This is a genomic window from Planctomycetota bacterium, from assembly GCA_035384565.1.
Lineage (GTDB): Bacteria > Planctomycetota > PUPC01 > DSUN01 > DSUN01 > DAOOIT01.
In genome coordinates, this window is sequence record DAOOIT010000006.1 from 91825 (window position 1) to 109548 (window position 17724).

Annotated in this window: 12 protein-coding genes; 3 read left to right on the forward strand and 9 right to left on the reverse strand. The window is 67.3% G+C overall.

Going from position 1 to position 17724, the window contains the following annotated elements:
* Positions 1–26: 26 nt before the first annotated feature.
* The 3 genes from PLE19_03870 to PLE19_03880 form a co-directional block, all read right to left on the reverse strand.
* Positions 27–887, reverse strand: a complete 861-nt coding sequence (locus PLE19_03870) for a carbohydrate ABC transporter permease (protein ID HPD14058.1) — start codon at positions 885–887, stop codon at positions 27–29.
* Positions 888–939: 52 nt separating this feature from the next.
* A complete protein-coding gene (locus PLE19_03875) occupies positions 940–1878 on the reverse strand; it encodes a sugar ABC transporter permease (GenBank protein ID HPD14059.1) in 939 nt (312 codons plus the stop codon).
* Between the two features lie 111 nt (positions 1879–1989).
* Entirely contained in the window at positions 1990–3375 is a 1386-nt protein-coding gene (locus tag PLE19_03880; protein ID HPD14060.1) for a sugar ABC transporter substrate-binding protein, read from the reverse strand.
* Positions 3376–3540: 165 nt separating this feature from the next.
* Between PLE19_03880 and rsxE the strand changes: the two genes are divergently transcribed.
* The 3 genes from rsxE to PLE19_03895 are packed head-to-tail and all read left to right on the forward strand — an operon-like array spanning position 3541 to position 6312.
* A complete protein-coding gene (gene rsxE, locus PLE19_03885) occupies positions 3541–4137 on the forward strand; it encodes an electron transport complex subunit RsxE (GenBank protein ID HPD14061.1) in 597 nt (198 codons plus the stop codon).
* Positions 4134–4781: an Rnf-Nqr domain containing protein gene (locus PLE19_03890; protein HPD14062.1), complete on the forward strand. Its 648-nt coding sequence runs from the start codon at positions 4134–4136 to the stop codon at positions 4779–4781. The genes rsxE and PLE19_03890 overlap by 4 nt, the downstream gene beginning before the upstream one ends.
* Before the next feature lie 4 nt (positions 4782–4785).
* On the forward strand, positions 4786–6312 hold the full coding sequence (locus PLE19_03895; GenBank protein ID HPD14063.1) for a hypothetical protein: 1527 nt from the start codon (positions 4786–4788) through the stop codon (positions 6310–6312).
* 80 nt (positions 6313–6392) lie between these two features.
* Here the strand turns inward: PLE19_03895 and PLE19_03900 are convergent, their stop codons facing one another.
* The 6 genes from PLE19_03900 to PLE19_03925 all read right to left on the reverse strand — a co-directional run bounded on the left by PLE19_03900 (position 6393) and on the right by PLE19_03925 (position 17259).
* A complete protein-coding gene (locus PLE19_03900) occupies positions 6393–6788 on the reverse strand; it encodes a DUF3568 family protein (GenBank protein HPD14064.1) in 396 nt (131 codons plus the stop codon).
* 159 nt (positions 6789–6947) lie between these two features.
* Complete coding sequence (locus PLE19_03905) at positions 6948–11123, reverse strand: glutamine amidotransferase (protein HPD14065.1); 4176 nt, start codon at positions 11121–11123, stop codon at positions 6948–6950.
* A 157-nt stretch (positions 11124–11280) separates the two neighbouring features.
* On the reverse strand, positions 11281–12759 hold the full coding sequence (locus tag PLE19_03910) for a Do family serine endopeptidase (protein ID HPD14066.1): 1479 nt from the start codon (positions 12757–12759) through the stop codon (positions 11281–11283).
* A 67-nt stretch (positions 12760–12826) separates the two neighbouring features.
* Positions 12827–14311: a PDZ domain-containing protein gene (locus PLE19_03915; protein HPD14067.1), complete on the reverse strand. Its 1485-nt coding sequence runs from the start codon at positions 14309–14311 to the stop codon at positions 12827–12829.
* A gap of 132 nt (positions 14312–14443) precedes the next feature.
* Positions 14444–16174 (reverse strand): DUF1957 domain-containing protein, encoded by a 1731-nt coding sequence (locus PLE19_03920; GenBank protein HPD14068.1) that lies wholly within the window; start codon positions 16172–16174, stop codon positions 14444–14446.
* A 326-nt stretch (positions 16175–16500) separates the two neighbouring features.
* Positions 16501–17259, reverse strand: a complete 759-nt coding sequence (locus PLE19_03925) for a hypothetical protein (protein ID HPD14069.1) — start codon at positions 17257–17259, stop codon at positions 16501–16503.
* Positions 17260–17724 lie beyond the last annotated feature (465 nt).

Below are 17724 nucleotides of genomic sequence, written 5' to 3' on the forward strand. Positions count from 1 at the left end.
CTCCTTCCATTCGGTTGACGAGGAAGTCATGCCTTGGAGCCTGTGAGCAGCAAGGCTTTGGTGATATACCGCTGGGCGAAGAAGAAGAGAACGAGCAATGGGAACAAGCCGACGACGCTGGCGGCCATGAGGTAGTGGACGAAAGACCCGCCCTCAACCTGCTGGTACATCCGCAGGCCCAGGGCGATCGGGTAGCGCTCGTAGTCGGACAGGTAGATGAGCGGGCCCATGAACTCCTTCCAGTGGCCGATGAAACTCATAATGGCCACCGTGACGAGGATGGGCTTGGCAAGCGGGAGGAAAATGCGCCAGTAGATCTGGAAGTCGCCGGCTCCGTCAATGCGGGCGGCATCCTCGAGCTCGCTCGGGATGCCCTTGAAGAACTGGCGGAAGAGAAAGATAAAGAACGCCCCTCCGCCCAACCACGACGGCACAATGAGCGGCTTGTAGGTGTTCACCCAGCCCAGGTTCTTGAAGATCAGGTAGTGAGGGATCAGCAGCACCTGGCCGGGGAGCATCATGGTGGCGAGGAGGCACACGAACCAGAATTCGCGCCACTTCCAGCGCAGGCGGGCGAAAGCATAGCCCACGAGCGAGGCCGAGAGCACTTGGCCGATCATCGAGCCGAGGGTAATGACGAATGTGTTGGCGATGAACTGTGCGAAGGGCAGCTTCGAGAGGGCTTCGGGGTAGTTCTGCCACCGCGGCGGCCACGAGAAAAACGTGGGCGGAAACCTGTAGACCTCGGAAAGCGGCTTGAACGACGCTCCGAATGCCCAGACCACAGGAAACAGGAATGAGACGGAGAGCCCGATGGCCAGGGCGTAGAGAAACGCCTTGAAGGCCAGGCGGCGAATCCGGTACTGTCTGGCCGTCTTTGTCTTCATCTCTCTGTACCCTAACACCGAAACACCGAACACCGAACACCGCTCCGGTCCGTCACTCGCCCTCGTAGTACACCCAGAGCTTGCTCGACCGCAGCACGAGCAGGGTGAAAAACATGATGATCATGAACAGAATCCACGCCAGGGCGCTGGCATAGCCGATCTCGAAGTCCTGGAAAGCCTTGTTGTAAAGGTAGAGGACGTAGAAGAGCGTGGCCTTGTTCGGCCCGCCTCCGGTCATGAGAAACGACTGGGTGAAGACCTGAAACGAGCCGATGATGCCCATCACGAGGTTGAAGAAAATGGCGGGCGAAATCTGCGGCACGGTGATATGAAGGAACTTGCGCCAGCGTCCCGCGCCGTCGAGGTCGGCGGCCTCGTAGAGCGAGTCGGGCACGTTCTGGAGCGCGGCGAGAAAGATGAGCATCGAGGCGCCCGCGCCCCAGAGGTTCATGAGGATGAGCGAGGGCATGGCCCAGCGGTCGCTCATCAGCCACTTGGGCAGTTCCCAGGTGCGGGCGGACTCGATGCCGAGCGCGGCCAGCAGGTCGCAGCCCTTGCGGAGCGCGCCGTTGAGGAGGCCGTAGTCGGGGTTGAACACCCACAGCCACATCATGATGGTGGCGACGCCGCCGATGACGCTGGGCATGTAGAAGATGGTGCGGAAGACTGCCAGCCCTCGGATCTTCTGATTCAGCAGCACGGCGAGACCCAGGGCGACGGCCAGGCTCAGCGGCACGCTCACGAAGCTGTAATAGGCGGTGTTCACGAGGGCCGTGTGCACGTCGGGGTCGCCTGCCGCCCGCGTGTAATTGCCGAAGCCCACCCAGTGGATCGTCTTCACGCTGATGCCGTCCCACTGGATCAGCGAAAACAACAGCGAGAGGATCATGGGGCCCAGCGTGAGGATGAAGAAGCCGATGAGCCACGGGGAGGCGAAGAGGTACCCTGTGGCGTTCTCGCGGCGGCCGCGTCTGCTGAGCGTGTTGGGCATCCCGAAACTCCGCCGGAACCAGGGGGCGTGATTTTGTGGGACGTGGTGCGTGAGAAGAGAGGAGGGGAGCGCCGCCAGTCGTTTCAGCCTTGCCTTCTCACGTTTCACGCATCACGGGGTCTCCGGCATCTTGAAACACTTTGCGAGGTGCGGGTTTCTGCTGAGGCGGCGCAGTGTCTCCGCCGGCGTCTGGCGGTTGTCGAGCATCAGATCCGTCTCGCTCCCGATCTCGCGGCTCATGAGCATCCAGTGCTCGGTGATCGGCTGGAAACGGGCATAGGCCAGGGCGTCAATGAACCGCTTCGCCTGGACCTTGGGGTTGGCATGGATGAAGGCGTCCTTCGCCGCCTTGAGGGCGGGCACGGAGCGTTGGTATCTTGCCACGATCTCCTGCGCGGGGAGCGACGTGGCGAAGTGGATGAACTTCCACGCCCAGTCCTTCTTCGTTGAGCCGGCGAACATCACCAGCGCGTCCCAGGTCACGCGGGTGCCGTGGCCGCCTGGGCCGCTGGGGATGTCGGCGATGTCGAAGCTCACCCCGGCCTCGTTGAGCGGGGGCATGGCCCAGGGGCCGCTGACGAACATGGCGACGCGTCCTGTCATGAAGGCCACGTTTCCGCCCTCGGTGAGTTCGGCCCGTTGGGGCGCGACGTGGAACTTGTAGCGCAGGTCCTGCCAGAGCTGGTAGGCGGCCTCGGCCTCCGGCCCCCAGAGCGTCCAGCGCGTGCGGGTCGGGTCGAGGTAGTCCGAGCCGAACGCATACTGGAAGGGCAGCCAGTAGACCCAGCCGGGGATGTCGAAGGCGAAACGGTCCAGGCGACCGTCGCCATCGGTGTCGGCCGTGAGACGTTTGCAGGTGGCCAGGAACTCGTCCATCGTCCACTGTGGAGGGGGTTCTGGAACGCCCGCGTTGCGGAAGGCGTCGCGGTTGTAGATGAGGAGGCAGTCACCGCCCCAGATGGGGATGCCGTAGACCTGGGCGCCCCGGCGGAACGACTGGACCGCGGTGTCCCAATAGTCGCGGTCGAGCTGAATCTCCAGCCCCTGTGTGCGGCAGAAGTCGTTGAGCGGCTGGAACTTGTCGCTGGTGATAAAGCGGGGGAGCGGCTCGTCCTGGAAGAGCATCACGTCGGGCGCGTCATTCGAGAGCAGGAGCTGCTGGATTTTCTCCTCGTAGCGGTCGGTGATGTACTCGCGCTTGAGTGGGATTTCGGGGTAGCGCTCTCGGAAGGCGGCGGCGATCTCCTTCCACATTTCGTGTTCGCGGTACGAGCCCCAGTAGGAGACGCGCAGTGCCGCCTCCTTCTGGCCGTAGTAGTGACTATAGGTGTCAGCAAAGAGCCAGACGCACGAGCCGAGAACGAACACCGCGAGGCAGGCCCAGCCGGCGGCGCCCGCCAATCGGTGTGCCTCAAAGCGCGAGGCAATGGCCGCCAGGCCGGCCAGCAGCGCGGCGGCGGCCCAAAGCACAACCTCGGGGGTGATCCACTCGCCCATGTGGAGCCTTCGCTACTCGATAGTGTCGGCAGGCCACTTGCTTGGCGCACATCATAGCGGGGGAAGGTGTCCGGGGCAAGCACAATTGGCTTGACATAACTCGAAGCCTAACTATAATGCCAAGTTAGCAATAAGGGCGGCCGGACTGCAAAGGTGGAGTGCGCCGTGAAGATCGGTGAGTTGACCAAGGGGTTTTTCCGTGAGAACCCGCTGTTTGTGATCGTCCTGGGCGTGTGCCCCAGCCTGGCGACGAGCGGGTCGCTGCAAACGGCTCTGGCGATGGGGGCCGCGGTCATCTTCGTGTGTGTGGGCAGCAACGTGGGCGTCTCGCTCCTGCGCAAGGTGATCCCGGGGGGAGTGCGCATCGCCTGTTTCATCGTGGTCATCTCCACATTTGTGACCATCACCGACCTGTTTCTGAAGGCCTACTTCCCCGACATCAGCCGCACGATCGGCATCTTCATCCCGCTGATCGTGGTGAACTGTATCATGCTCGGGCGGGCCGAGGCCTTCGCCTCCAAGAACACGGTGATGGATTCGCTGCTCGACGGCATCGGCATGGGCTGCGGCTATACTCTCGCCCTGCTGCTGATGGGGACCATTCGCGAGTTGAGCGGCAACGGGAGCCTGTTCGGTGTCAAGGTGTTGCCTGGCTATAACCCGATGACGGTGATGATCAGCCCACCTGGGGCGTTCCTGCTCCTCGGCCTCCTCCTCGGGTTCTTCAAGTGGATGCAACTGCGAAAGGCGGCCGCGAGATGAGCCTGGAACGCATCTTCCTGATCGTCATCGGCAACCTCTTTGTCACGAACTTCGTGCTGGCGCGCTTCCTGGGCCTCTGCCCATTTGTGGGCGTCTCGAAGCGGACGAGCGACGCGCTCGGGATGGGCCTGGCCGTGACGTTCGTGATGGCCATGGCCTCAGTGCTGACCCACACGATCGACAGCTACGTGCTCCGCCCGCAGGCGCCGCTGCTCGTCGCGCTGGCCGGAGCGGAGAGCCAGATCGCCCGGGAAGGGCTTCAAGCGGTCCTGCGCACGCTGGTCTACATTCTGACGATCGCCGCCTTCGTGCAACTCGTCGAGATGTTTCTAAAGAAGAATATTCCCGCACTGTATCGCGCCTTGGGCATCTACCTGCCGCTGATCACCACCAACTGCGCCGTGCTGGGCGTGGCCCTGCTGAACACGCCGGAGGACCCCGCGGAGATGCTCACGCTGCCCGAGGCGGTCATTCAGGGCACGGCGGCCGGCCTGGGGTTCACCCTCGTCATGCTGCTGATGGCGGGCATCCGCGAGCGCATCGAGGCGCTCGACCTGCCCGAGCCGATGCGCGGCATGCCCATCGCCTTTGTGTGCACGGGCCTCATGGCCCTGGCTTTCCTGGGCTTTACTGGAATGGTGTAACCTCATGAGAACACACGGACGGGCCTGGCGGCTGCTCGCGACCTCTCTGGTGCTCGCCCTCGCGCCGGCAGCGGCCGCGGCCGCCGCGGGCGAGGGCACGACGTATTGGTCGCTGAGCTTCGAGAACGACACGCCCAAGCAACTGGTGCTGGAGGACGCCGGCGGCAAGCTGCGCTTCTTCTGGTACCTGGTCTACCGGGTCAAGAACCCCGAGGCCGTGCCGCTGCCGGCGCGGCTTCGCCTCACGATGAAGCTGGCCATCGAGAAGCAGTCGAGCGACTACGACGACGGCTTCGACCGCGTGGCAGAGACGCACCTGGAGGAGAAGGTGCTCGAGCGCAAGGTGAACAACTGGGCCGAGCTGCGTGCGGAACCCCTCCAGCCGGGCGAGACCCGCGAGGGCCTCGCCATCTTCGCCGTCGGGCGCGAGGCCCCCGACTTCGATAAGATGACGATCGCCGTGCACGGCCTCGCCGAGCTGCGGCCCCTGGGGCGCGAGGGCAACGTGCGCAAGTTCCGCGAGCGCGTGCTGCTTCTGCGCTACGAGCAGGTCTCGAGCCGGTGGCGCGCGGGCAAAGAGCTCAAGTACCTCCCCGAGGAATGGTCGCTTGAGGAGATCAGCGTGGCCGACCGCGGCGCGCCCGAGGGCGCCGAGGGAGACAAGCTTCGCGAAAAGCTGGACGAGGCGCTCAAGAAGGCGCGCGAAGAGCAACAGCGCAGGGAGAAGATCATCCAGGACCAGCCGCCGCCCCCGCCGAAAGCATCGGAAGGGCCGGGCGACGCGCCCCTTGTCGGCGCGGGGCCGCCCAGCGGCCGACCGGCGCCGGAGCTCCTCCAGGCGGTCCGCAAGGCGGCGCTGGCGGCCCCCCGCGTGCGGGCGACCCTCATGGAAACCGTGGGGCTCGGGGAACGGAAGCGGGAGGCAACCTGCACCGCGCTGGTGGACAAGAGCGGCAAGTTCGCCATCGAGCGGCAGCTCAACCCCGGCACCGAGCAGGCCCTCCAGGAGCATCGCGTGTTCGACGCCCAGCACCTCTGGATTCAGACGACGGCGAAGGGCGTGGGCGATGCGGTGCGGCGGTGGACGGCCGCCGCGACGAAGAAGGAGTGGTACGCGGTAGACGGCAAGCCCGAGGTGGATTTCGCCACGGTGGCCAATCCGGTTCGGGCCTGGTGTCTATTCGGCGACGATCTGGTCTACCTGGGCACCGAGCGGCTGGGGCGCGAGGCGGCCTATGTGTTCGAAATCCAGCCCGGGCCGAAGTTCGAGGCGGTCCTCAGCGGCCCGCTCTCGGGCGAGGTGCTCGGCAAGGCGATGGGCCGGCGCGTTCGCTTCTGGCTTGGCTCCGCCTCCGGCTTCCAGCTCAAGATGCAGGTCTACGACGAGCGCGGCCAGAGCCTCGCATCCCTCGAATGCCGCGACCTGGCTCTCGACGCCGCCATCCCGCCTGAATCGTTCGTGTTCCGCCCCGCCGCCGGCGTGGAGGTGGTGGACATGAACGCCTCCCTGGCCGCGAACGACAAGCCATGATTCCCCCCCCCTGGAGTCGTGAGTGCAGGTTCCCTGGCGGGGACTCCGCGCCCTGCGTGTTCGTGGGGGGCCGCGCGCGGCTACAAGTGCTTCTTGATCTGCTCGAAGATGCGGAGGGAGACGGCCTGATCGCCCCAGAAGCCCACGCGGATGCGCACCTGGGTCTCTCTGTCGCCCCGCCTCGCGGTCTCGACCACGATGCGGCGGCCATCCGGCATCGTGCCGTCCACCACGCCTGAGACGGGCTTGAGCGAATCGCTCTCCAGCGTCACGTGGAAGTCGGCAACGGCCGACTTTGCGGCGCGGTGGACCCGCTCGATCGGTTCGGAGATGTTGCCTCTGAGCCAGCCGCTCTGCCAGACGAGCGCGCCCGCGCCCATAGCCGCGCCGGTACCGACGAGGATGGCCGGGCAGCCGGCTGTTCCGAGGGAGAGAACTGCCGCCAGAGCGGCTGAGACGGTGAGCCGTGTCCTCATGGGTAGATTTCTCCTGGCGGCCGGGGATGCCGCCTCGGGCATATTCTACACGAATTGAGCCGTGAATCCAAGCGAAAACTGTGTACGGGGGGGGCATGACCATCCGGCTGGTTCGGCGCCCGGCAGCGTTCTCGGGAGCGAGGGCCGCCAGCAAAGGCGTCAGTCGGCGGCGAGGAGACGCAGCTCGGGGAGCCGGGCCTGCGCCATGAGGGCACGGTAGGCTTTGGCCCGGTCGGCCGGCAGGCGGCTCACGAGAGCGAAGGCCAGGGGCACGACCTCGCGCGTCTCGGTCGCGACCAGGAAGTCGATCACCGGCCCCAGGCGGTCAGGGGGGAGGGCGCGGAGGAGGTCGGCGAAGCGCTGCACGTCGTCCTTCACCTCGGCCTCGAGGCGCAGCACCTTGCGGTACTCGGCCAGCGCCTGGCGGCGCTGGGCGGGGGTGAGCTTGAACGACACGCCGCCCCACAGGGTGTCCATGGCGGCGCCACGCCCGCACTTCAGGCGCACGCGGCGGATCAGCCCCTGCTCCCAGGCCCGCAGGGCGTCGGGCAGCGCATCCCCCTTGCCCAGACGCAGCAGCACGGTGAGGGCGACGAGCCGGTCGGCGCCCGCGGCGAGGGCGCGCTCGACGGCGGGGATGGCGGCGGCATCGCCCAGGCGGCCCAATCCGATGAGGGCCTGTCGGGCGACCTCGGGGTTCTTCTCCTCCAGCCCCTTCTCCAGCGCGGCCCGGAACTTCGCGTCGCCGGCCATGCCCAGAATCTGGTAGCCCGCCTTCCGCAGGAAATCCTGGTTCGACCGGAGGAGCTTATCCGCAAGGGGCGCGAAGCTCGCGTCGAGGTACGGCTCGGCTCGGTCGGCCACGTCGCCGAGCAGCTCCAGGTCCTCGATCTTCTCGGCGTTGTCCACCGCCGTGGCCAGCAGGGTGCGGGCGCTCTCGGCGTCCACCATGTTCGCCCGTGCCTCCCTCAGGCGGGCGGTGAACTTCGCACTGTCGAGGTCCACGGCGTCCATCATCAGGGCTTGGGGCGTGGGCTTGGTGGGGTCGAGCCTGCGCGCGAGTTGCCTCGGGTCGTCCTTGGCCTGGGCGCCGGCGCCAAGCCACTTCACGCAGGCGGCGAGCACCTGGGGCCACTGCGGCCACTGCCAATAGGGCCGGGTGCCGGGGGCGGGGTCGCCGCAGGGGTTCATCAGGATGGTGATGATACGGCCCCTGCCAGCCGTGGCGGCCACGATGGCCGGCCGCCCGCCGGCCGTGGCGAGCACCTCGACGCCCGGCTTGAGCGGCGACGTGTCAACCGTGTAGGCGTGGACGGGGGACCCGAAATCCACGTTGCCGAAGAAGGCTGGCTTCTCGGCCTTGAGGGCGAGGCCGCGGCTGTCGCACAGGATGTCGCGGTACTTCTGAATCCGCACGGGCAACAGGTCGGCGAGGGCGGTGTTGTGGTCGGCGCCGAGCGACAGGTTCCAGTAGCCGCCGCACACGAGGAGGCCGCCGCCGGCGCGGACGAATGCAGCCACCATCGCCCGTCGCTGCGGGCCGAGGGCGAAGGCGTGGACGTCGTCCAGCGCCAGCACGTCGAGAGCGCGGAGCTGGTCCCAGGTGTCGGGGAACTCGTCCATGCAGCCCTTCGCGCCGAGCTTGAAGCCCACGAAGTCCACCCACGACGGCGTGTAGCGGCCGGCGTCGAGGAGGGCGACGGCGCTTTCGAGCGGGTTGAGCCAACTGAACGCCCCGCGGGCGTGGTGCAGGTCGAGCACGCCGTTGCGCGCGAGGCGAAACTCGGCGGGCTTCTCGTTACCCTTCAGGGCGTCTTCGTCAGCGTTGAACGCCTTCTCATAGTCCTTGTAGAACGGGCTCGTAGTGCGGGCTTCAGCCCGTTCTTTCTCCTTCTTATTGGCCGCCTCGGCCTCTCGGCGCTTCAACTCCGCCGCCGCATCCTCGATAGGCGTCGTGACGGCGAAGAGCGGCGTGGGGCCGCCCTCATAGTCGAGGGCCACGATGCTCCACGTGCGCAGGCGGGGAAGCACGACGCATTGAGCCTCGCCCTCGGCTTTCGGCTCCAGGGCCACGTGCCCTTCAGGCAGGTCGGGTGACGCGTGGACCGCTCGAACCAGCTTCGCGCCGGCGGGCGTGGCGACCTTCAGGGCCACGTCGGCGAGGGGCGTGGGGGGTGTTTGCACGCGGCTGCTGAAGGCCGCGTAGCTCGGCGGGTTGAGCAGGTGGATGAGAAGCTGCTGGCGGCCCTCGGGCGTGGTGCGCAGCCACACGCTCTCGCGCCACCAGGGCTCGCTTGCAGTGCGGGCTTCAGCCCGTAGGCCCTGAAGACCGCCTGAAGGCGGCACTCCGAGCGCGCTCACCTTGATGGCGGCCTCAGCATTGGCCACGCGCCGCGTGTCGTCCCACACAAGGGCCGAGTAGCGGGTGAGGAACTTGGGCAGTGGGCCGAAGGCGAAATCGCCCGGCGAGGTGATGTAGCAGTAGCGCTGGCCGGCGGCCAGGGCGCATAGGACGCCAAGCGTGCGGTCCTGGTTCGAGCCCATGTCGAGGGTGAAGGCGAGGGGGAGGCCGCCGATGCGCTTCTCGTAGTCGGCCTCGCGGCACAGGGCCTCGTAGAAGGGGCGAATGGTGCCGGGGGAGAAGTTCGAGTGGCTCCAGTCGCGCACGCTCTCGTCCATCAGCATGCCGTGATTGGCGGCGACCTCGTGGAAGTCGGTGGTGTCGGGCGGCACGAAGAGCCGGCTGCCCGGGTTGGCGAAGGCGATGTTGTAGCCGTGGACGAAGGTGGGGCATTTGGCCCTGAGGATTTCGAGGAAGCGCTTCTGCGCGCCCACGAAATGCCCGTCCCAGCGAATGCCGTCCCAGCCGAACATCTCGACCGACCTGATGATGGCGTGGGCGCCGAACTCGACGGTGGCGGGATTGCTCCAGTCGCACCACAGGCTGGCCCAGTGCTGCCAGCCGCCGTCGCTGGGCTTGGCGAAGAGGTTGTAGTCGTTGGCGAGCATGCGTTCGAGGTAGAAGACGCTCATCGCCTCGGAGGCGGGGCCTTCGGGGCGGTGGCCGAAGAACTCGGGGTGGCGCTGGAAAGTCTTGAAGCCCTCGATGCCGCCGGCGCAGGCTTTGCCGTAGGTGATGGCCTTGACGCCGACCTTGTGGGCCTCGGCGATGAGGTTGCGGTAGCCGGTGATCGAGCCGGGGTATTGGGTCTGGCCGGCGTAGAAGACCTCGGTTTCGGGCGCGAGGTTCGAGTAGTCGCACGGCGCCCAGGCGAAGCGCTCGAACCAGTTGGCGTAGGCGCGCTTGGCGGCCTGCATGGTATCGGCGGCCTGGGCGGGGGTGAAGGACCGCATGTCCTGCGGCCCGGCTGGCCCGCAGATGCCGATGCGAAAGACGCTGCGGCTGACGCCGAAAAACTCGCTCCGTGAGTGTAGCAGGGCATCGCCCTGGCGGAACGAGCAGCGCAGCTCGTGGCCGAACTCGCGGTCGCCGAGCTGGAACGCGAACTCGATTGGTTCCCTGGCGTCGCGGGCCGCGAGGTCCTGGGCGAAGACCTCGCGGGTGTCGCTCACCTCGGTCACGTCCTCGGCCACCAGGCGGCCCGGGCCGCCTGCGACCCACACGCGTGCCTTCACCGTCTCGCCGGGGAGGTAGTGGACCTTGTCTACCTCGACGCGGGTGACGAGGGCAGGGGAGAGGCGGAGGGGGTGAAGCTCGATGCGGTCGCACAGCAGGCGGTGGTCGTAGGCAGCCAGGCGCGCCGCGTCGCGCCCTTCGTCCAGTTCCTCCAACTCGTCGGCGCTGCGGGCCTTGGGCTTCACGAGGTCGTCGGGGGTGGCCTTGGCCGTGGGCGAGTCGGCGCGTTCCTGGTCGGAGGCGCTCCTGCGCATGCCGTCGAAGCCGCTGCCGCCGACGGCGCTCACGCTGAGGGCCAACTTGCCGCCGGCATGGGTGCAGCGAAGCTCATAGGGCTGGTAGCCCTTGCCCACGGGGAAGTGAAGCTGGCGGAGCGTGACGGCTGCGTCGCCTGCCTTCAGCGTGACGGCCAGATGGTGGAGGAGCTCGGCGGGGACGGCCTCGAGCCAGAAGACGGCCGCGTAGTCGCCGGGCGGCCGCTCGATGGTGGCCTGGATGAGGGGCTTCTCGGCAGCGCCGAGGAGCAGGCCGGCGGCCTTCTTGCCCGAAGCGCGGTCGTCGCGGAAGGCTTCCGCTCCCTGCGCGAGCGCCTCCTCGGCTTCGAGGACTTGGGCCGCCGGCGCCGCGTGTGCGGCCGCAGGAGACAGCAGCAAGAGGAGGGCGATCAGCGAACGTGTCTGTGAGCGGATAGATTTCATGGGCGGCCGGTCTCACTCCAGAATGGGGCCGCCTGCATCCTAGTGGTCGAGCGAGCCTGTGTCAACTTCATCGGCGCGCAGGCTCAAAAGAGAACCTCCCGCAGGTCTTGGAGCCTGTGGGAGGTTCCGGGAGGTCACGGACCCCCTCCGGTGGCGATCACTTCCGCGGCTTGACGACGACGAAGTGCTTCGAGCCGTCGCGCTTGCGGACGAGCATGAGGATGGACTTGGAGGCATCGGCGCCCGCGAGGGCCTTGTTGAACGAGGCCACGCTGTCGGTGGGCTGTTGTGCCACCTCCTGGATGATATCGCCCTCCACGATGGGCGCGGGCTTCGCCGCCGCGGCGGGGCCGGCGGCATCCACCTGGGTCACCACGACGCCCTTCTCGCCCTTGGCATTGAGCTGCTCGGCCAGCTCGGGCGTGAGGTCCTGCACGGTGAGGCCAAGCTGGCGGTTGAGCGCGCCCCGGGTGCCGGCTTGTGCCACGTTTTCCGGCTGCTCGGTCAGCGTGACCTTCAGCGTCAGCGTCTCCTTGCCGCGAAGGACCTTCACGGGCACCGTGGCGCCGACCTTGGCTCTGGCGACCAGCTCGCGGAACTTCTCGCCATCCGTGATCTTGGTGCCGTCGAATTCGAGGAGGATATCGCCCTCCTTCACGCCCGCCTTATCGGCGGGGTCGCCGGGCACCACCTGGTTCACCTGCACGCCGTGGTCAATCTTGAGGAGCTCGGCGGCCTCCTTGGGCAGGGGGCTGAAGACGATGCCGAGCCAGGCGCGGGTGACCTTGCCCTTCTCGAGGAGTTCCTGCATCACCGTCTTGGCCATGTTGATGGGGATGGCGAGCCCGACGCCCGAGAAGACGCCGCTGGGGGTGACGATCATCGTGTTGATGCCGATGACCTCGCCCTGAAGGTTGATGAGCGGGCCGCCCGAGTTGCCGGGGTTGATGGCGGCGTCGGTCTGGATGTAGTTCTCATACTTGTCGCGCTGGAAGCCGCGGCGTCCCTTGGCGCTGATGTGGCCGATGGTGACGGTCTGCTCGAGGCCGAAGGGGCTGCCGATGGCCATGCACATCTCGCCGGGCTGCACGATCTCGGAATTGCCCAGCTTGGCCACCGGCAGGTCAGAGCCGGTGATCTCGAGCGTGGCGATGTCGGTCTTGGGGTCCGAGCCCCGGAGCTTCGCGTCGAACTCGCGGCCGTCGCTCAGCTTCACCTTCAACTCGTCCTGGCCGCTGGCCACGTGCGAATTGGTGAGGATGATGCCGGTCTTGCCCTCGACCTGCACGATGACGCCGGAGCCTTGGCCGGGCCGGCGGAACTCCCGCGGGCCGCCCTGGAACTCACGGGGCATGTCGGGGAAGAAGAAGCGGAAGGGGTCGAACTCGGGGTGCTCGCTCATGCGGACGATCTTGGTCGTGTAGACGGTGACCACGGCGGGCCTCACACGGGCCGCCAGGGCCGCCAGGGCCTGCGACTGGCGCTCCAGGGCCTCCAGCTCCTTGTTCACTTCGGCATCCGTGAGGCGTGGGGCCGCGGGCAGGTTCTGCACCCAGTCGAGCGACACCGAGATCCCAAGACCCACCACGACGCCCATCATCAGGGCAATCAACGCACTCGTACGCGATCTGACCATCGGACTTCTCCTCCTTCAACTTGGTTGCCGGAAAAGCGACTGTTCTGCTCTGACAGGCGCGCGCCCGTCAGGGAGCGATGTCCAGCACCACATAGTGTGCTCCCTCCTTGCCTCGCACGAGGGCAAGGAGAGTCTTCTCGTTGGCCTTGCGGGCGGCTTCGATGGCCGCGCGGGCCTCTTCCACGGTGGCGACGGGCCGGCGCGAGACCTCCTTGAGCAGGTCGCCGCGCGAGATGGGGGCCGGCCGCGCCTTGGCCGCGGGGCTGCCCGGCTCCACGTCAGTCACCAGCAGCCCCCTGTCGCCCTCGAAGCCGAATTGGGCGGCCAGGTCGGGCGTCAGCGGCTGGAGCGAGAGGCCGATGTCGAGTTTCTCGCCGCCCTGGGGCAGGGGAACGGGTTCCGCGCGGCCGCCGCCCTCGGCTCCCTGCTCGCCGAGGGTCACCTCAAGCACCATCTCCTTTCCGGCGCGCAGGAGCTTGAGCGGCACCTTTTCGCCAGGCTTGCGGCCGCTCACCATCGCTCGGAAGGCACCAACGTCCGCCACCTTGCGGCCGCCGAACTCCAGAATCACGTCGCCCGCCCGGACGCCGGCCCTGGCGGCGGGTTGACCGTCCATCGCCTGGGCCACCTGGATGCCGCCCTCGATCTTCAGTTGCGCCCGCGCCTCGGGGTCCAGTGGCGCAAGCATGATGCCGAGCCAGCCGCGTCGCACCTTGCCGTCCTTTGCGAGCGCCTGCAACGTGGCTTGCGCTGTGTCGATCGGCAGCACGGCAGCCAGGTCTCTGCCGGGGCCTCTACGCGGGGGCGCGGCGATGCCGACGACCTCGCCATCGAGGTTCACCAGAGGGGCGCCCGCCATGCCGTCCCCGAGGGTGAGGTCGGCCTGGAAAACCTCCGTGCCGGCCATCTCCCCCTCGCCCGGATGGCGTTTCGTGCTAACGATGCCGATGGTGAGAGCCTCGTTTGCGGCGGGGCCGCCGAGCGCGAGCACCCAGTCGCCCGCCTGGACAGCCTCGGGCTTGCCCACCTTGACGGCGGGGAGCTTGGCATCTCGGACCTCAAGGCAGGCCAGACCTGTGACGGCATCGGTGCCTACCACCTTAGCGGCGAGGGTCCGGCCGTCGGCGAGCTTGACCATCACGGCCTGGGCGCCAGCGACAGCGGGATGCGGCGCGAGAATCAGGCCCCGTTCGCCCTCGACCTGGAGGATCAGCCCCGTGGCGCCGCCCGGCTCGGGGCGCGGCTGGACGATGAAGGGCAGGTTCTCGGGGTCGAAGGGGAACACGCGCGGCTGGCCCTCGCGCGGGGGCCAGTGGAACTCGAACCGTCGCTCTCCGGGAGCGCCAGGGCGCCGCTGCCCGAAAGGCCAGTTCGGCATGTCGAAGGGGGCGCCTTCGCGTTGCCCCTGAGGCTCGATGCTCACCACGGCCGGCCGAATAGCACTTGCCGCGGCCCGGATAGCCTCGGCGGTCGGGCGGTCAGCCGCCTGCGACGTACTCCAGCCGAGCAGGACACACGCGGCGGCGAGAAGCAAGGCCAGATGTCTGAACATCCCCGTATCCTCCAATCACGACAAGATACAAGGCGCCTTGCCGTTCCAGAGCCCCTTGTGGGGCTCCCGTCCACACATCGCACATCGTCATAGTCGCATGTCCTGGCGTCGTGCTTCAGGCGTTACAACGTGTTACAATCTGAGACGCCAGGCGTCCAGATCGAGGTCCGGAAACACCGCGTCCCGCTGCTGAAGCTGCTCGAGGAACGCCCGATCCGCGTCCGCCAGCACGCCCTGGACGGCATAGCGCTCGATGAGGGCCATCAAGCGCTTGAGGTCGTTGTAGTGGACCGATACGCGGTTCTCGGCGTAGTCGCGCGCCGACCAGGTGCTGATGAGGAACTGCCAGTCGGAACTCTCGAGCAGCAGCAGTTCACGGCCCGCCTGCTTGAGGAGCTCGGTCATCGTGCCGTCCGAACTGCCCTTGTGGGCGGCGAGCAGGGCGAGGAACTTCTCCTCGCACTCGTAGATGTGGCGCCAGGTCCACTCCGTCCATTGATTGAGCCAAATCCAGTGGAAGCCGCCCTGCCCCCAGGAGCCCTCGGGCAGGCTCACCACACCCGCCGGCGGCTGGCTGGCGACGTATTCGCTGCAGGTGACGGGGCGCACCTGGCCCGCCCTGTGCAGGCGCCGAATCACCTTCTCGACCCAGCGCGGCCCCTCGAACCACCAGTGGCCGAGCAACTCGGCGTCGAACGGCGCGCACACAACCCCTTGCCCTTTCTCGACTAACGTATCCTCATCCAGAATTCGCTCGACCAAGCCCGCGAAGTGGTCGGCGTGGGACCCTAGCCGGTCCTCGATGGGCGCGGGGTCGTACTCCTGCTTCTCGCCCAAGTCGGCCTTGCAGTCGGTGACCCGCCAGTACCGATGGCCGCCGGGATAGTGCTTCTTATGGAAGTCGAGGTAGGAGCCATCGCCCGGATAGCCGTGCTCGCCGCTCCACACCTGTAGGGCCGAGCGCGGGTCGCGCACGAAGACCACCGTGCTCCGCTTGGCCGACGGGTCGGGGCAGACGACGTAAGTTCTGTGCGGCGAACGCTCTGCGTCCTCTGCCCGTTCGGCGTACTGCTCGCTGAACTGCCCCCACAGGCGCTTGAGGGCCTCGAAGCGGTCCATGTAGACGCCCACCGGCTTGCCACCCTTGAGCAGGTGGGAGTCCACGATGAAGAAACGGATGCCTGCATCATGGAGCACCTCCTCGACTCCCGGGCGCTCGACGGCTGGCGTGGTGCCCTCCTTGTCGAGTGGCGAGCGCCACGCATAGCTGGGGCGGTAGGCGCACTCGGGCAGCCAGATGCCGCGCGGGTGGCGTCCGAAGTGCCTGCGATACGTCGCAACTGCCGTCCGCACCTGGGCTTGCACACACTCGTCGCGGCCCAGTAGCGGCAGATAGCCATGCGTAGCGCAGCACGTGATCACCTCGATGTGCCCAGCGTCCTGGAGCCTTCGGAACGCGCCCACCAGGTCGCGGCCATAGCGCTCCACGAAGTCGCGCCGGATCCCCTCGAAGTGGTTGCGCCACATCGCGGCCAGGCTCTCGAGGTGGGCGCGGCCCGTGGCGCGGAACTCCCTCTCGTTGTCGGCGGCGAACTTCACCCGCTGCTCGCAGTAGCCCATGAACTCGTCCTTGAACCCCTCGTCCGCAAGCATCTCGCACAGCACGGGCGTGATGTTGAGCGTGACTTTGGGCGAGATGCCCTCGCCGGCCAGCCGCTCGAAGGCGTTCAGCAGCGGGATATAGCACTCCGCCGCCGCCTCGTTCAGCCAGTCGGTGCCGTGCGGCCACACCCCGTGGCTCAACACGTACGGCAGGTGCGCGTGCAGCACCAGGGCGAAACTCCCCATCGGTTTCTCTGCCATCGGCTACGCATCCTTTCGCATAGGCCCTTTGACCCTCTGTCAGACCGCTCCGATTATACCAGAAGCGCGGTCCCGCGCGAAACGTCTTCCACGGCCCCGCGCGGGGCCTCGTGCGGGCAGCAGGCGCGCCATACTTGCTCATCGCGCTGGGTGAGCAAGTATGGCGCTTTGGCGATTCATGGCCGTCCATGCCCATTCTCGCCATACTTGCTCACTTTCCCCCACCCAAGATTGAGCAAGTATGGGCGCCATGTTGCGGGAATCCCACATGAGCGCCACACCCCTTTCGCCTTCAGCGGGCATCCCTCTCGAACGCTGCAATGAGTTCAGGCCGAAAGAGTGCCCTCGGTGTCCGAAGACCCCGCCGCGTGTTGACATGGGAACCGCCTCCGGCTACCATTGCCGCCAGCGTGCGGCACGGTTCCACCTCCGCCCGACCGCTGAGAGAGCGGCCCGTGGCCAAGCACCCCGCCAAGTGCCCCAAGTGCAAGACGCGGCTCGAGTACGAGTCGGCCGTGGACGGGCAAGTCGTCTGCCCTGGCTGCAAGGCAGTGCTCACCGCGCCCGGCAAGGGCCGCCGCGCCGACCCACTCCTCGGCCAGGCCCTCGGCGAGTTCGAGATTCTGGAACTCATCGGCCGCGGCGGCATGGGCGCCGTCTACAAGGGCCGCCAGCCGTCGCTCGACCGCTTCGTGGCCATCAAGGTGCTGCCGCAGCGGTTCGCCGAGGACGCGAGCTTCCTCGAGCGCTTCCACCGCGAGGCCCGCGCCGCCGCCGCCATCAGCCATCCCAACATCATCGAGGTGTATGCCGTCGGACAAGACAAAGGCCACGAGTTCATCGCGATGGAATTCGTGGACGGCGATTCCCTCGCCGGTCTCCTCAAACGCGAGGGCCGCCTGCCGCCAGAGCGGGCGCTGGAGATCATGCGCGACGTTGCCTCGGCCCTCGCCGACGCCCACGCCAAGGGCATCGTGCACCGCGACATCAAGCCCGCCAACATCCTGCTCACCGCGCGCGGGCGCGTCAAGGTGGCCGACTTCGGCCTCGCCAAGCGCGCGGGCGTGGACATCAGCGTCACCCACACCGGCGCCAGCCTCGGCACCCCGCTCTACATGGCCCCCGAGATCGCCCGCGGCGAGTTGGACAACCCCAGCTCGGACCTCTACGCCTTGGGCGCCACCTTCTACCAGGCCATCTCGGGGCGGCCACCCTTCGACGGCGCCACGCCGGCTGAGCTGATCGTCAAGCACGTCAACAACCCCGTGCCACCTCTTCAGAGCCTCGCGCCCGAGTGTCCCCCGGCTCTCTGCCGAATCATCCACCTCCTGTTGAGCAAGAACCCCGCCCACCGTCACTCGAGCGCCGACAAGCTCGTGGAAGCCCTCGACAAGGTTGGAGCCCGCCTGGCGGGCGGAGCTGGGGGCGGGGCCTCCGTGCCCCGCGTGTCCGGACCTGTGGGCGGGGCCTCCGCGCCCCGCGTCTCCGGACCTGTGGGCGGGGCGTCTCTGCCCCGCGTCTCCGATGCCACACGCACCTTGCCTGGCTCT

Bases quoted from the DNA above. Each gene is read 5' to 3' on its own strand.
- PLE19_03870 (HPD14058.1), bottom strand. From the start codon at position 887: ATGAAGACAAAGACGGCCAGACAGTACCGGATTCGCCGCCTGGCCTTC.
- PLE19_03875 (HPD14059.1), bottom strand. From the start codon at position 1,878: ATGCCCAACACGCTCAGCAGACGCGGCCGCCGCGAGAACGCCACAGGG.
- PLE19_03880 (HPD14060.1), bottom strand. From the start codon at position 3,375: ATGGGCGAGTGGATCACCCCCGAGGTTGTGCTTTGGGCCGCCGCCGCG.
- PLE19_03890 (HPD14062.1), top strand. From the start codon at position 4,134: ATGAGCCTGGAACGCATCTTCCTGATCGTCATCGGCAACCTCTTTGTC.
- PLE19_03895 (HPD14063.1), top strand. From the start codon at position 4,786: ATGAGAACACACGGACGGGCCTGGCGGCTGCTCGCGACCTCTCTGGTG.
- PLE19_03900 (HPD14064.1), bottom strand. From the start codon at position 6,788: ATGAGGACACGGCTCACCGTCTCAGCCGCTCTGGCGGCAGTTCTCTCC.
- PLE19_03905 (HPD14065.1), bottom strand. From the start codon at position 11,123: ATGAAATCTATCCGCTCACAGACACGTTCGCTGATCGCCCTCCTCTTG.
- PLE19_03910 (HPD14066.1), bottom strand. From the start codon at position 12,759: ATGGTCAGATCGCGTACGAGTGCGTTGATTGCCCTGATGATGGGCGTC.
- PLE19_03915 (HPD14067.1), bottom strand. From the start codon at position 14,311: ATGTTCAGACATCTGGCCTTGCTTCTCGCCGCCGCGTGTGTCCTGCTC.
- PLE19_03920 (HPD14068.1), bottom strand. From the start codon at position 16,174: ATGGCAGAGAAACCGATGGGGAGTTTCGCCCTGGTGCTGCACGCGCAC.